Source organism: Pectobacterium brasiliense, assembly GCF_013449685.1.
GTDB lineage: Bacteria > Pseudomonadota > Gammaproteobacteria > Enterobacterales > Enterobacteriaceae > Pectobacterium > Pectobacterium brasiliense_A.
This window is the reverse complement of sequence record NZ_JACDSF010000005.1, coordinates 20,076-33,559: the sequence shown is the minus strand read 5'-3', so window position 1 is coordinate 33,559 and position 13,484 is coordinate 20,076. Positions and strand designations below refer to the sequence as shown.

Genomic DNA, 13,484 nt, shown 5'->3' with positions numbered 1-13,484 from the left:
GAAATTTATCAATTATTTTGTCGCGTGTCATCTTCGTAGGATGCCTTTCTATACGAACAGAAAGATAGTGGCATCGGGATACGCCATCAGGATCGGAGAGTGCGTCGCGATAACAAACTGCGATCCTTCACGGATGAGATCGTGCATGCGGGTGACGCAGTTAATTGCCTCCCCCGTCAGGCTGTGACCGCCGTCGCAGACGTGATATTTTCTCACTTTTTCCTAATCGCGCTGACGCCTTCATTTTCGCCGCCACTGTGGAGTAGCCCAACGCATGCTGGGCATCTGCACATGGTTATTCCTTTCACTCATTTTCTATAACACTTTCGTAACCTACCTACGCGAGGTGTAAAAATGACAACGACAACAACCGAATCATCTAACCACACCAGAGAGGCGTATCTCGCCTCAGCCATTGCCAAATTCTTCAAGCGTATTATCCCGATGCTGGCCATTATGTTGATTATTAATCAGATAGATAGGTCAAATATCGGATTTATAAAAGCAGAACTCCAGACCGATGCCGGTATCAGCGCGGCGGCATTTGGCCTTGGTGCAGGGCTTTTCTTTATCGGCTATGCGCTGTTTGAAGTCCCCAGTAACCTGATGATGAAGAAATTCGGGGCGCGGGTATGGCTGACACGCATCATGATTACCTGGGGAGCCGTCGTGGTCGCGACAGGCTTTGTCACCAGCCCGATACAATTTTATGTTCTCCGCTTTTTGCTCGGTGTAGCCGAAGCGGGTTTCTTCCCCGGCGTGCTGTATTACTTCCGGCTCTGGGTGCCCAACGCCTGGCGTGGCCGAGCAACAGCGCTGATCCTCAGTGCCAGCGCAGGGGCGTTTCTCTTCTCCGGCCCGATTACGGGAGCCATCCTGATGATGCATGATTTCCTCGGCATCACAGGCTGGAAATGGGTGATGTTTTTAGAAGGCGCGGGGTCGATTCTGGTCGGGATTCTGGCAGCCTTTGTGCTGGTATCCAGCCCTGATAAAGCCCGCTGGCTCAGCGCAGAAGAGAAGCAGGCGCTCGGGCAACAGCTACAGCAGGAAGAAATAGAACGCGATGCACAGCAGGAAAACACCGGAAAACTGCGCTTACTAACGGACCGCAGAACGCTGTTCTACTGTGCCATCTTCTTTACCATGACCATGACGGGTTACACGCTGGTGTTCTGGCTCCCGCAGATTATCCAACGCATTCAGGGGTTCAGCAGTTTCGGTATCGGGCTGCTTACCGCCATCCCCTGGCTGTGCGCCATTATCGCCATCAACCTGGTTGGCAAATTTAGCGACAAACATCGCCAACACTTACCTAAAGCGCTGGGCGTCGCCATGCTGATTGCCGCCTGCGGCACGTTTATGGCGACGATCGGATCGCCGTGGTTCGGCTTCTTCGCCATGATCGTTGCCTGCATTGGTTCAAAGGTCAGCGCCACCTTCTTCTGGCCGATGCCACAGGGCAACCTGCCCGCCTCCATCGTCGCACCGGGGATCGCCCTGATCAATTCCATCGGCAACCTTGGGGGCTTCGTCGCACCTACCGTCTTTGGCTATCTGGAATTAAAAACCGGCAGTACAACGGGTGGGCTCTATTCCCTGACTGCGGTTTCCGTCGTGACCGGCCTGTTCTTATTGCTGCGTAACACACATACCACGCCGCCCAGTTCATTCAAACCTATGGAGCATCGAAATGTCTGACAGCCCTATCATTAAAAAAATGGAGGTCATTCCGGTCGCCGGATATGACAGCATGCTTTTGAATATTGGCGGTGCGCACAACTGCTACTTCACCCGCATTCTGGTGACGCTGACGGACAGCGCGGGCCATACCGGTGTAGGAGAATGCCCCTGCCATTCCAGCACGCTCGGGGTGCTCAACGATTTTATTCCACAGGTGGAGGGAACCTCATTACTCAAGTTGAACACGACGTTGAGCACGCTGTTTAAAAGCGATAAGCGCAACCTGAGTAGCGGGCAGAGCGATAACACCGCCATTCACATTCCACAGATGAACCCGGAGAAATTTTATAACGCGGTAGCCGCGACGGAAGCCGCCCTACTGGATCTGACCGGGCAGTTCTTAAACCTTCAGGTCGCAGAATTGCTGGCCAGCGGTAAGCAGCGCGAGTCGATTCCGATTCTCGGATACCTCTTTTACATCGCCGACCGCACGAAAACCGACATGAATTACTTACCCGGCGAAACCGGAAAACATGACTGGTTTTATCTGCGCCATCAGGCAGCCATGGACAGCGACGGCGTGATCCGTCTGGCGGAAGCCGCCAGCGATCTCTACGGCTTTAACGATTTCAAACTCAAGGGCGGCGTGCATCACGGCGAAAAAGAGGTCGAGACGGTAAAAGCGCTGCTGCGTCACTTCCCCGGCTCGCGGGTTACCGTAGATCCCAACGCCAGCTGGTCTCTGGATGAATCGATACGTTTGGGGCGGGAGCTACAGGGGCAAATACCGTATCTGGAAGACCCGTGCGGCGCAGAGAATGGCTATTCCGGCCGGGAAACCCTCGCCGAATTCCGACGAGCCACTAACATTCCCGTGGCAACCAATATGATCGCTAACGACTGGCGTCAGCTTAACCACGCACTCCAGTTGAACGCTATCGATATTCCGCTGGCCGACCCGCATTTCTGGACCATGCGCCATGCCAACACCGTGGCGCAGCTATGCCAGGAATGGGGATTGATTACAGGCTGCCATTCCAACAACCATTTCGATATCTCGCTCGCCATGGTCGCGCATCTGGGTGCAGCCGCACCGGGCGAACGCATCACGCCGTTTGATACCCACTGGATATGGCAGGATGGACAGCAGCTCACGCATGAAGCCCCGCGAATTGAAAAAGGCCATTTGCACTTGCCGGAAGGGCCGGGATTAGGGATTACGCTGAACAGGAAACGGGTGGAGGAGGCGCACCGGCTTTATCAGTCACTACCGGATAAAAACCGTAACGACGCGCTCGGTATGCAGTTTTTAATCCCCAACTGGTCGTTTAACGCCAAACGGCCATCGCTGGTTCGTTGATAACATCCCCCGCCGATGTTGTCGGCGGGGGATGATGTTTTACTTAAGATTTAGACAGCATTATCGATCATCAGAAAGCGCATCACGACCAAAAACGTACATCATTTAATGTATTCAGGAAACAAACAGTGTTGACTCCATGCTATGAAGGGTAAATATCAGGCGAGTGATCCATTCTGCATGACGACAGGCCAGCAAGAAGGGCTTTTGCAACAGACAGGAGGTAGAGGAGGTCGGCAGGAAAGGAATGCCAGCGAAACCGTGGTGCATTTAGCTGGCGTGAGCCGAGCGAGACTCTCCACCTTGGTATGGACACAGAAGAAATGACGATATAAAAATGATTAAAAATCAGCAAGTAACGTGTAAATAATGTATTTTTTTGATGTAAGACCAAATACCATCCCTTACAGGATTCGGTATTATTTCCCTGGTGTGGCGAATATTTTCTTAATTTTGTGACACTAGAGACATATAATTAGCGTAAAATATCGTGTCATTGAATTATAGCACAATAACAGAAAATCATAAAAGGTAAAAAACACCCTTGCCTGACAAAAATAATCATGGAACCAGAATTACCCACACAACAATAAATTAGCAAGATAATAATAATCAAAATAATTTTAACCAAGATTCAATATTCATTGAGTTAATGCCGTATCTCAAGGAGGACAGAATGTCACCATCAGCGGAACATATGACTGACTACATTCATTATTTGATTACGATGATCGAATCCTTAAGCGAACCATGGGGTATTAAGGATCTATCATCTCGGCATATTTACATGAACAAGGCGGCCTATTTTTATACAGGGACACCGGAAAGATTTGATATCGAGGGGCGCTTTGATGATGAATTCCCTGCCAGTTGGGCAGAACTCTCCGACGATTTAAAAGAACACGACAGACTGACAGAGAATAGTGAGAAACGGGTGACAGTGATCGAAACACATTACTGGTATGGAAAAAAAACACTCACGCCTTGTGTTAGCGAAAAGATTCCTATTTTTGATAGAAACAAGATCTGTATTGGAACTATGTGGAGTGCCAAACAGTTAGATTCGCGTTCTCCCTTAAACTATATCAATCAGCAAAAACCCACTGTATTACAAACAGAAATCGCTACCGATATTTTTACACAGGCAGAGCTCGACATTATATTTTTGCTATTGCAGCGTTTTTCAAATAAGGAAATTGCCCGAAAAATGAATGTCTCACCGAAAACAATAGAGAACAGAGTCTATAACATGTACCAAAAAACCGATACGCACTCTCTACCTCAGTTTGAAGCATTTTGTCGGAACCTTGGTGTAGACGGTTATATTCCCCGTTCTCTCATCGAGAAAGGCATTCAATTTATATAAGAAAACCTATCTACATGGAAAAAATAGATGACTACCCGGTCAGTCGCGTTCCGCTGAGTGTCCGGCTGCCTTTTTTAAATGTGGCATTAGTGCACATCGGCATGTTAACCGCGCTAGACCAGTTTATGTTAGGCGCGGTACTCGGCCATTCTATGACGCTAAGTCAGGCATTCATCGCCATCTTCATTGGCAGCACCATTTTTGGCGTGGTGACCGTAGGGCTGGGCTATGCGGGAATGAAAGAAGGCATGTCGGGCAGCCTGCTCGCACGCTGGTGCGGCTTTGGCCGTATTGGTTCCGTCCTGATTGGGCTGGTGATCGCCGTTAGCCTCATCGGTTGGTTCGGCGTCCAGAATGCCGTATTCGCCAAGGCGCTTAACTTTGCGATGGCGGATAAGCTCGGTTTTGGCTGGTCTGCCACCTTGTCCGGCATTGCGTTGACGCTGCTGGTTGCCTTTGGTTTCAGGGCGTTACGCTTCACGGCCAAAATCGCCGTGCCCATGTTTGTTATCGTCGTCGGCTATATTTCGATCATGACGCTCTCCGGCCACAATATTGCTGAACTGCTCGCCTCCGCACCTAACGGTGAAGCCATTTCCATTAGCGCTGGCGCGACGATGGTTGTAGGCGGCTGTATCGTCGCGAGTTTAATTACTCCCGATATGACGCGCTATTCCCAAAAAGGAAAACACGTTTTCTGGATGACGATGCTGTCGATTATCGTCGGGGAATTTGTGGTGAATGGCCTCGCCATCATTATTGCCCGTGCGCTCAATACCGCAGATGTTGTGACGATTATGTCTCAGGCCGCTGGCGGCATCGGGCTGATTGCCGTGATATTTTCGACACTGCGTGTGAACGATATCAACCTTTATTCCTCCTCTTTGGGAATCGCCAATGCCATAGAGGGCGTCACGGGGAAGAAACTACGCTATGTCTCGATCACGCTGGTCATTGGACTCATCGGCACACTGCTTTCTGTTGCCGGTATTCTTGACCGCTTTATCGATTTCCTGACGCTATTAGGCGTACTGTTCCCACCGATTATCGGGGTGATGCTGGTTGATTATTATATTTTGCGCACCCACAAAGTATTGCTCGAAACCAGTCGTGCCGAAGGCCAATTACCCGACAGTGCGCAAACGCCGCTGATTGGCTGGCCCGCTATTATTGCCAGCATTGCCGGTGCTATCGTCGGATTAGCCTTTGAGTGGGGCGTACCGGCGTTTAATTCGTTACTAGCGGCCAGCCTGCTTTATTGGATAATAAAGCACTACACCAATAAACACGTTTATTTTAGGAAACTCGTGCATAACCAAAATTTAAAATGAAATAGGTAACAAGATAAAATTAATCTATAATCCAGTCGGCCTCTTCTTACAGAGGCCGATATGTTTTTTACTTAAGCAAAATAGGCCATGATGGCCTTGGGATGGGGTCTTATCTATCACCGAGGAATTCTCTCTCGTGAAATAATAAGGCTGATTAGCAATAGTCATGCTAGGAAAAGGATTTATGCCAAAAATAAAAACACTTCTCACGCCACTAAACTGTCTACTCGTTTTAAGTGGCGCATTGATGGTCAATACGGCAAACGCCGCTGAGGCTTGTGTCGCGGGCAACTGGCAGGTGGATAATTCCATCACTGATATGCCTTCCGTGAAATACCAGACTGAGCACTTTGCCTTCCGCTGGAATAATAACGACGTTAACCGCAATGATGCGGTCGCCGCAGGCCAGAAATTGGAACAAATTTGGGATAAGTTTATTAAACAAATTGAGTTCCCCGAGCCTTATTGCAAACAGACCGTGAAATATAAAGCCAATATTCACATCGACCCGACCTTTGGGCTCAGCGGGGGAGTTGCGGGTGGTGGCAGCATGGGGATGTGGATTGGCCCTGCGTCACTCAAGGATAACTGGGGGCTGGCGCACGAATTTACCCATGCGCTGCAAGGGCAAACCGGCGGCTTCCAGAGTTCAGGCGATAACTACGTTGGCTGGATTTGGGAATCCCACGCGAATTGGATGACGCACCAGTTGGATGAATTCCGCGGTACGTCGGCACACTGTTCGGAAATGCAGGTCAACTATTCGCATATTTATCTGGGTTCAACGCGTAACCGTTACTGCAACTGGCAGTTTATGGAACACCTGAAGAACCGCTTTGGCTATGGCGCGATCAACGATATGTGGGCAAAAGCGCCGAAATGGGGCGAAAGCGGTCAGTCGACTGCCGATCCATTGTCCGTTCTGCGTACCAACATGGGCTGGAGCCAGTCTGAATTCAACGACGTCTTCGGCGACTGGGCAATGCACAACGTCAACTGGGATTACGTCGATCCAGACGGTTTCGATCGTGGCCGTTTCTATCGCTCAACCTACGGCGGCTATGGTGCGGTACAACCCAACCAGAATAACGCCGACCGTTTGCTGAGAACCACGACGCTTGAGCCGGTTGTTGGTGCCAGCGCTAGCCTCCGTCGCTTCTCCGTACCGTTCGATCAAGCGCCGCAGCAGTTGGGCTACAATATCGTCCGGCTGATTCCGGAAAGTGGCGCGACACAAATTACCGTCAAATTCCGTGGCATGGTGCAGAGTAAATCGGCCATTACCCGTTTCCCTGGGCTGAAAAACGATCCGGCCACCATGCCGCAGCCGAATTCCGACTGGCGTTGGGGGATTGTCGCTATCGGTTCGGACGGCGTTTCTCGCTACAGTGAATTGCAGCGCGGCGCGTCTGCCACGGTGAAAAATTTCACGATTCGTCAGGACGATCGCGGCATTTACATGGTGGTCATGGGCACACCGTCGCAAATGCAGAAGATCAAGTGGGATCAGGCTTACTATTCCCTTTACCGCTACCCGTGGATGGCTGATTTCACCGGCGTCTGGCCGGAAGGCAGCCAGCCTGGTGCACCGAACCCAACCGCTAACGGTTCTCGTCACGCCAACGGCGGCGGCTGGGTATCCAACGCAGCCAATGTCGCCCCTACCGCCTACGTCGGGCCTTACGCGCGCGTCATCGGCGGGACGGTGAGAGATAACGCCAGAATTGAAGATCGTGCAACGATTCTGAGCGGGACAGTGGAAGGACGCGCCGTTGTCGGCGGCCTGACGGTGCTACAGGGCAATACCGTGGTACGCGATAACGCGCGGCTGCATACGGTCTTCATGGGGCCGGGTGCGTTTGAGCGCGGCATTGTGCTGTCAGGCAATGCGCAGATGCGCGGGGACGCGGAAATTCGCGGCGCTTCCGCATCACAGGGCGTATTCTATGGTTTTATTGATGAAAATGAAGTCAGAAGCAGCGCAGCGGGTGCTTACCTGACTGACGCGGTGCCAGAAGTAACGGCGGTGCCGGTTTACAGTACGAAGTAATATCACCACAAAAAGGGGAACCGAGAACTACGTTACGTTGATTCTCGGCTCCCCATAAATACACAGGCCGCCATGATGGCGGCCTGTTTGCATAGCACAGATTTAGAACAGTGCGCCGGGCGGCACGTTTTTATAGGTATTCAGGTAAGCCGCCAGCATTTTTTTAAAGAAGTTACGCACTTTTTTCACCTTGGTTTGACTTAATTCGTTATTTAATGACGCGATGGAATGGCTTTTTAGCGATGACGTGTCTTAATGGCAATGCCCCGCTTTATGGCGATGAATTGTACACCTTTGTTGAGCAAAAGCATCTTTTTTTGTGACGTAAGTCACACAATAAAATTTACCTTCCCCCACTCCACCCTATACCTACGCTGATTTTCTTTTGTTGCGAATCATTACCCTCAGTGACCAATACGCCGCTGGCTATGCTATGCTCATGATGAAAGACGAAATTTTAGTCACTATCCGTTATCAATTGAGCGCCATTCACTGTCGGTAGCACACTTTTTCGCGCGCAGTCACTACGGTTTCGCTATTGGTTATTCGCTGATGAAGGCCCGTTCCGACCCCCATGGAAACCTGGAAACTTAACCTCTTCTCTGCCTGGCTAGGATGCTTTTTCACTGGGCTGGCCATGAGCCAGATATTACCCTTCTTACCGCTGTACATTGAGCAGCTTGGCGTTCACTCGCACGAGTCGCTAAGCCTGTGGTCCGGTTTGATCTTCAGTTCGTCTTTCCTCGTCTCAGCCGCCGTTGCGCCACTGTGGGGAAGCCTCGCCGACCGTAAAGGGCGAAAGCTCATGCTGCTGCGCGCCGCACTCGGCATGGCAATCGTGATGTCGTTGCAAGGGTTGGCAACCAACGTATGGCACCTGTTCATCCTGCGCACGCTCATGGGGCTGACCTCTGGGTACATTCCCAATGCGATGGCGCTGATTGCCTCACAGGTTCCGCGTGAAAAAAGCGGCTGGGCGCTGGGCATGCTATCGACCGGACAGATCGCTGGCGTCATTCTCGGCCCCCTATTCGGCGGCTTTATGGCCGACTACATCGGGCTGCGCATCGTCTTTTTCATCACCGGTGGCATGCTGTTTACCAGCTTCCTGATTACGCTTTTCGCGATTAAAGAGAGCGTGGTTAAGGTCACCAAAGAGAATCGGCTCAGCGGAAAAGCCGTCTTCGCGTCGCTGCCGTATCCGGCGCTCATCATCTGCCTGTTCATTACGACAATGATGATCCAGATGGCGAACGGCTCCATCAGCCCCATCCTGACCCTGTTCATCCGCGATCTGGCTCCCGGCACCGACAATATTGCCTTTATCAGCGGCGTGATTGCCGCGATTCCCGGCGTGTCCGCCCTGCTATCCGCCCCGCGACTTGGCCGTTTAGGCGACCGGATCGGCGCACATCGTGTCCTGATCGCCGCATTGGCGATCAGCGTACTGCTGTTCCTGGTCATGGCGATGGTACAAAGCCCTACGCAGCTCGGCATCCTGCGCTTTCTGCTGGGCTTTGCCGACGGCGCACTGATGCCAACCGTGCAGGCGCTGTTGGTCAAATACAGCAGCCAGCAGGTGACAGGCCGCATCTTCGGTTATAACCAGTCATTCATGTATCTGGGCAACGTCCTAGGGCCGCTGGTGGGTTCCGGCGTGTCCGCTCTGATGGGCTTCCGCTGGGTTTTCGTCATCACCGCCGTTCTGGTGCTATGCAATACGCTACAACTCTTTTTCGCTTTCAGGAAACCGCGCGGAAAGGGATAACGCCCCAGTCAAGTAATTGATATTCAATGAAAACCGCATGCTTCATGGCAAAATCAAGTGTGCGGTCACAAAACTGACATGATGATTCCCTATGCTCCGACAATATGTCTGTCAAATCGCCCCACATCAAAGAGCTAATCCCATGAAACACACGTTGTTAGCACTGCTGGTTGCCGGATTTTTGCCGTTCAGCGTTCAGGCCGAAGGTGAGAAAGTGACGCGCTATGTCGTCACCTTCCCAGCCAGCGAACGCGTTGCGTATCAGGGCAAATTCGCCCAGAACTTCCCCAACGGCCTGCCTGTCGGTATTGGCTCCGGCCTCTATTTCACCGGCAAACAGGGCGACGATCTGATGTTCACCACCGTCACCGATCGCGGCCCAAATGCCGATGCACCGCTGGTTGGTGAGAAAGAAGCCAAGATCTTCGCCAGCCCTGACTACGCACCGCTGATAATGGATATTCGGGTCAGCGCGAAAACCGCCGAGGCGATCAACGCCCGTCCGCTGCACGATGCCGAGGGCAATATCACTGGCCTGCCGCTGCCCGCGGACGTTATCGGCACCACCAACGAAGTGGCGCTGAACGATGCGCTGCAACCGCTCAGCACCAGCCAGCGCGGGCTGGACACCGAAGGGATTACGCCGGACGGCAACGGCGGTTTCTGGCTGTGTGACGAATACGGCCCGTTCCTGATTCACGTTGATGCCAGCGGGAAGATCCTGCAAAAATTCGGGCCGACGCCTGCGGGCAGCGAACATTCGGTTGCCAGCGGTTTACCGAATATCATCAAGTGGCGTCAGCCGAATCGGGGTTTTGAAGGGCTGACCCGCCTGCCAGACGGCACGATTGTCATGGCCGTGCAAAGCACGCTGGATATCGCCGGCAAAAGCAAAAACAAAGCCCAGTTTACGCGTCTAGTGATGTTTAACCCGGAAACCAAAAGCAGCCGCATAGTGGGCTACCCCATCAACATCGACAGCTATAAGAAAGCGAAGGATGCCAAGATCGGCGATATCGTCGCGCTGGATAATCAGCGTATTCTGCTGGTCGAGCAAGGGGCGGATAAAGACAAACAAATGCAGAACCGCATCTATCTGGTCGATCTCAGCAAGGCTAGCGATCTGACACCGTTCGATGCTGACGGTAAATCGCCGGAGTTTGACGATCTCGCCCAGTTGGAAAAACGCGGCATTACGCTGGCGAGCAAGCAGGAGCTGGTGGATCTGCGTAAACTCGGCTGGCAGCAGGAGAAAGTGGAAGGTCTGGCGCTGGTCGATAAGCAAACGCTGGCCGTTATTAACGACAACGACTTTGGCCTGCAATCCGTGCTGCAATCCCCAGTGAAAGCGAAAGATAAGGCGGACGACTATCAGGTTACTGCCGATGGAAAACTGACGCGAGATGGCAAGGCGGTCGAGACGACCTTAGCCATCAAACCGTTGGAGAAGCCAGAAGCCGATAACGAACTGTGGGTGATTACCCTGCCACAGCCGCTCAAGTAGTCTTCTGTGAAATGGCTTCCACCGGAGACGGGGAAGCCACTATTCAACACCCTCAGGTCAACGCGTTCAGGCGTGCTCGAACCAGTCGCTATTCTGTTGCGCAATCGGCGTGATCGAATAGATCATTTCCTGCAAATGTTCACGAATCGCTTTTTCGGCAGCATCAGGATCGCGCGCTTTCAGGGCGCTAAAAATCAGGTAGTGCTGCTGGATCAGGCTGGGCGGTGGTGAAACCTGGCTCAGGCTGAGAAAACGTACACGGTCCATCGTCGCTTTAATCGATTCGATGGTTTCCCACGCCAGCGGACAGTTGGCAATCTGCGTCAGAAGCTGATGGAAGCTGTCATCAAGGCTGAGAAACTCGCGCACCTGATCATTCTGCGCGGCCAGTTCCTGACGGCGTAAGTTGTGCTCCAGCGTCAGCAGCTGTTCTTCCGTCACCATTTCTGCCGCCCGACGCGCAATCGCACACTCCAGCGCCTGACGGATAAAGCGGGCATCCGCCACGCGCTGCTCCGAGATTTTCATCACAAACGTGCCGCGCTGCGGCATGATCTGCACCAGTCCGGCTTCTGCCAGCTTGATAAAAGCCTCTCTGACCGGCTGGCGGGAAACGTCAAAACGCACAGAAATTTCTTTTTCAGACAGCAGTTTACCCGGCGGAATATTGCATTCCACAATGTCTTTGCGCAGTACGCGATAAATTTGCTGGTTAACTGGTTCGTTGTTGTTGATCTGAAAAGAGGTGTCCATGCCGCTGTGCTTACCCGAGAAATTTACCGCTTATGATACACGCTTAGCGCGGTGAGTGTCAGTGTTACAACGCCTGTCGTGATGAGATCGGGGGCCACAGGGCAAGGCATCGTCGGCATTCGCCTCATCCTGTGTTGTTTTATGATTCACAGCTATCTCATGCAGTTACGCGACGGCTNNCCGCTTTCATATTACCAGTTGGTATCCTGCAATGTTTCCTTCACGCCCTTCGCTAATAGCGACAGGTAGTGCTGCGTCACCGCATCAACAAAGACAGGGTTCTTCGGTAAGTCTTCACCAAAAATCGCCGTCAGCGTCAGTAATGCCGCGACTCGGCTTTCGCCTTCCGGGCTGCGTTGCACCGTTTCAGCGATCAAATCTTTCAGCGGATCGCTAATTTCAATCGGTTTTCCCTGTTCATCCACCCCGCCCACATAGCGCATCCATCCCGCCACACCGAGCGCCAGCGCATCAAAACGGCTGCCGCGTGCCAGATGCCAGCGGATCGAATCCAGCATCCGCTGCGGCAGTTTTTGCGAGCCGTCCATCGCAATTTGCCAGGTGCGGTGTTTTAACGCCCGGTTGCGATAGCGATCCAGCAGCGCATCTGCATAGGCGGCAAGATCGACACCCTGTGTACGCAGCGTCTGCGCCTGTTCACGCAGCATCAAGTGATGCGCCGCCGCGACCAGCTCGCTGTCCTGCATGCACTCGCTGATATGCTGATAGCCAGCAAGGTAGCCCAGATACGCCAGAAATGAGTGGCTGCCGTTCAGCATACGCAGCTTCATTTCCTCAAACGGCAGCACATCCTGTACCAGCTCCGCACCGGCTTTTTCCCACTCGGGACGACCGTTGACGAAGTTATCTTCAATCACCCACTGGAAGAACGGTTCACAGGCAATGCCCGCGGGATCGACTACGCCCAACTGTCCCTGAATTGTCCCCAGCGTTTCTTCGGTGATAGCAGGAACAATTCGGTCCACCATCGTGGACGGAAAGGTGACGTGCTGTTCAATCCAGCGCGCCAGTTCGATATCCTGCAGCTCGGCCAGTTGCACGATCACGTTGCGCGTGACGTGCCCATTTTCTGGCATATTGTCGCAGGACATCACGCTGAATGCCGGTAGCTGGCGTTCCCGTCTACGTTTGATCGCAGCCAGAATCACACCGGGCAGGGAGCGTGGTTCTGCGGGTAACCCCAGATCGTGGCAAATCAGCGGATGTTCACTATTTAACTGCCCCGTCGCCGGATGGTGGCAATAGCCTTTCTCCGTGACGGTAATCGACACAATGGCGATATCCGGCGCGCTCAGCGCTTCCAGCACCGCCTCGATGCCTTCGACTTCCGCGTGCAGCGCGCGGGTTGCCACGCCGATGACCCGGCTATTCCAGCCGCTGTCCGCCATTTCGGAAACCGACCACAGTAAATCCTGCTGGCGAATGGCTTCAATCTGTTGCTCGCCGCCAATCAGGTTAATTTCGCAATAGCCCCAGTCGCTACCGTGTTCCGCCGCCAGCTTATCGGCACAGACAGCCTGATGCGCCCGGTGGAATGCGCCAAAGCCAATATGCGCAATACGTGTTTTTAGCTGACTGCGGTCGTAACGCGGCACCACAACCTGCGGTTTAAGCGTAGAAAATTCACTGATACTCATCGTTATCCCTG

General features: G+C 52.7%; 11 protein-coding genes. 7 read left to right on the top strand and 4 right to left on the bottom strand.

What is annotated here, in order from left to right; all coding sequences use genetic code 11:
- Positions 1 to 48: 48 nt before the first annotated feature.
- A complete protein-coding gene (locus H0248_RS02210; protein WP_240346009.1) occupies positions 49 to 216 on the bottom strand; it encodes a hypothetical protein in 168 nt (55 codons plus the stop codon).
- Between the two features lie 138 nt (positions 217 to 354).
- On the opposite strand from H0248_RS02210, the gene H0248_RS02205 reads away from it, so the two are divergent.
- The 5 genes from H0248_RS02205 to H0248_RS02185 all read left to right on the top strand — a co-directional run bounded on the left by H0248_RS02205 (position 355) and on the right by H0248_RS02185 (position 7,790).
- Entirely contained in the window at positions 355 to 1,701 is a 1,347-nt protein-coding gene (locus tag H0248_RS02205) for an MFS transporter (protein WP_180784497.1), read from the top strand.
- On the top strand, positions 1,694 to 3,043 hold the full coding sequence (locus H0248_RS02200; RefSeq protein ID WP_180784496.1) for an enolase C-terminal domain-like protein: 1,350 nt from the start codon (positions 1,694 to 1,696) through the stop codon (positions 3,041 to 3,043). Before H0248_RS02205 ends, H0248_RS02200 begins: the two co-directional genes overlap by 8 nt.
- A 676-nt stretch (positions 3,044 to 3,719) precedes the next feature.
- Entirely contained in the window at positions 3,720 to 4,409 is a 690-nt protein-coding gene (locus H0248_RS02195; protein WP_180784495.1) for a helix-turn-helix transcriptional regulator, read from the top strand.
- A 14-nt stretch (positions 4,410 to 4,423) separates the two neighbouring features.
- The gene (locus H0248_RS02190; RefSeq protein ID WP_180784494.1) at positions 4,424 to 5,740 is read left to right on the top strand and encodes a purine-cytosine permease family protein; all 1,317 of its coding nucleotides are present in this window, start codon (positions 4,424 to 4,426) and stop codon (positions 5,738 to 5,740) included.
- Between the two features lie 184 nt (positions 5,741 to 5,924).
- On the top strand, positions 5,925 to 7,790 hold the full coding sequence (locus tag H0248_RS02185; protein WP_180784493.1) for an Svx/AvrXca family virulence/avirulence protein: 1,866 nt from the start codon (positions 5,925 to 5,927) through the stop codon (positions 7,788 to 7,790).
- A 102-nt stretch (positions 7,791 to 7,892) separates the two neighbouring features.
- On the opposite strand, the gene azuC is transcribed toward H0248_RS02185, so the two are convergent.
- Positions 7,893 to 7,970, bottom strand: coding sequence for a stress response protein AzuC (azuC, locus tag H0248_RS22410; RefSeq protein ID WP_225602203.1), 78 nt, complete (start codon positions 7,968 to 7,970; stop codon positions 7,893 to 7,895).
- A 394-nt stretch (positions 7,971 to 8,364) separates the two neighbouring features.
- On the opposite strand from azuC, the gene H0248_RS02175 reads away from it, so the two are divergent.
- Entirely contained in the window at positions 8,365 to 9,558 is a 1,194-nt protein-coding gene (locus tag H0248_RS02175) for a multidrug efflux MFS transporter (protein WP_039312555.1), read from the top strand.
- A gap of 142 nt (positions 9,559 to 9,700) precedes the next feature.
- On the top strand, positions 9,701 to 11,062 hold the full coding sequence (locus H0248_RS02170) for an esterase-like activity of phytase family protein (RefSeq protein WP_180784492.1): 1,362 nt from the start codon (positions 9,701 to 9,703) through the stop codon (positions 11,060 to 11,062).
- A 66-nt stretch (positions 11,063 to 11,128) separates the two neighbouring features.
- Here H0248_RS02170 and H0248_RS02165 read toward each other — a convergent pair whose 3' ends face one another.
- Together H0248_RS02165 and H0248_RS02160 are read right to left on the bottom strand one after the other, a co-directional pair.
- Complete coding sequence (locus H0248_RS02165) at positions 11,129 to 11,815, bottom strand: GntR family transcriptional regulator (RefSeq protein WP_014914316.1); 687 nt, start codon at positions 11,813 to 11,815, stop codon at positions 11,129 to 11,131.
- A gap of 191 nt (positions 11,816 to 12,006) precedes the next feature.
- On the bottom strand, positions 12,007 to 13,473 hold the full coding sequence (locus tag H0248_RS02160; protein ID WP_180784491.1) for a mannitol dehydrogenase family protein: 1,467 nt from the start codon (positions 13,471 to 13,473) through the stop codon (positions 12,007 to 12,009).
- Positions 13,474 to 13,484: the final 11 nt, after the last annotated feature.

Coding starts and splice junctions, on each gene's coding strand:
- H0248_RS02205 (WP_180784497.1), top strand. CDS start 355: ATGACAACGACAACAACCGAATCATCTAACCACACCAGAGAGGCGTAT.
- H0248_RS02200 (WP_180784496.1), top strand. CDS start 1,694: ATGTCTGACAGCCCTATCATTAAAAAAATGGAGGTCATTCCGGTCGCC.
- H0248_RS02195 (WP_180784495.1), top strand. CDS start 3,720: ATGTCACCATCAGCGGAACATATGACTGACTACATTCATTATTTGATT.
- H0248_RS02190 (WP_180784494.1), top strand. CDS start 4,424: ATGGAAAAAATAGATGACTACCCGGTCAGTCGCGTTCCGCTGAGTGTC.
- H0248_RS02185 (WP_180784493.1), top strand. CDS start 5,925: ATGCCAAAAATAAAAACACTTCTCACGCCACTAAACTGTCTACTCGTT.
- H0248_RS02175 (WP_039312555.1), top strand. CDS start 8,365: ATGGAAACCTGGAAACTTAACCTCTTCTCTGCCTGGCTAGGATGCTTT.
- H0248_RS02170 (WP_180784492.1), top strand. CDS start 9,701: ATGAAACACACGTTGTTAGCACTGCTGGTTGCCGGATTTTTGCCGTTC.
- H0248_RS02165 (WP_014914316.1), bottom strand. CDS start 11,815: ATGGACACCTCTTTTCAGATCAACAACAACGAACCAGTTAACCAGCAA.
- H0248_RS02160 (WP_180784491.1), bottom strand. CDS start 13,473: ATGAGTATCAGTGAATTTTCTACGCTTAAACCGCAGGTTGTGGTGCCG.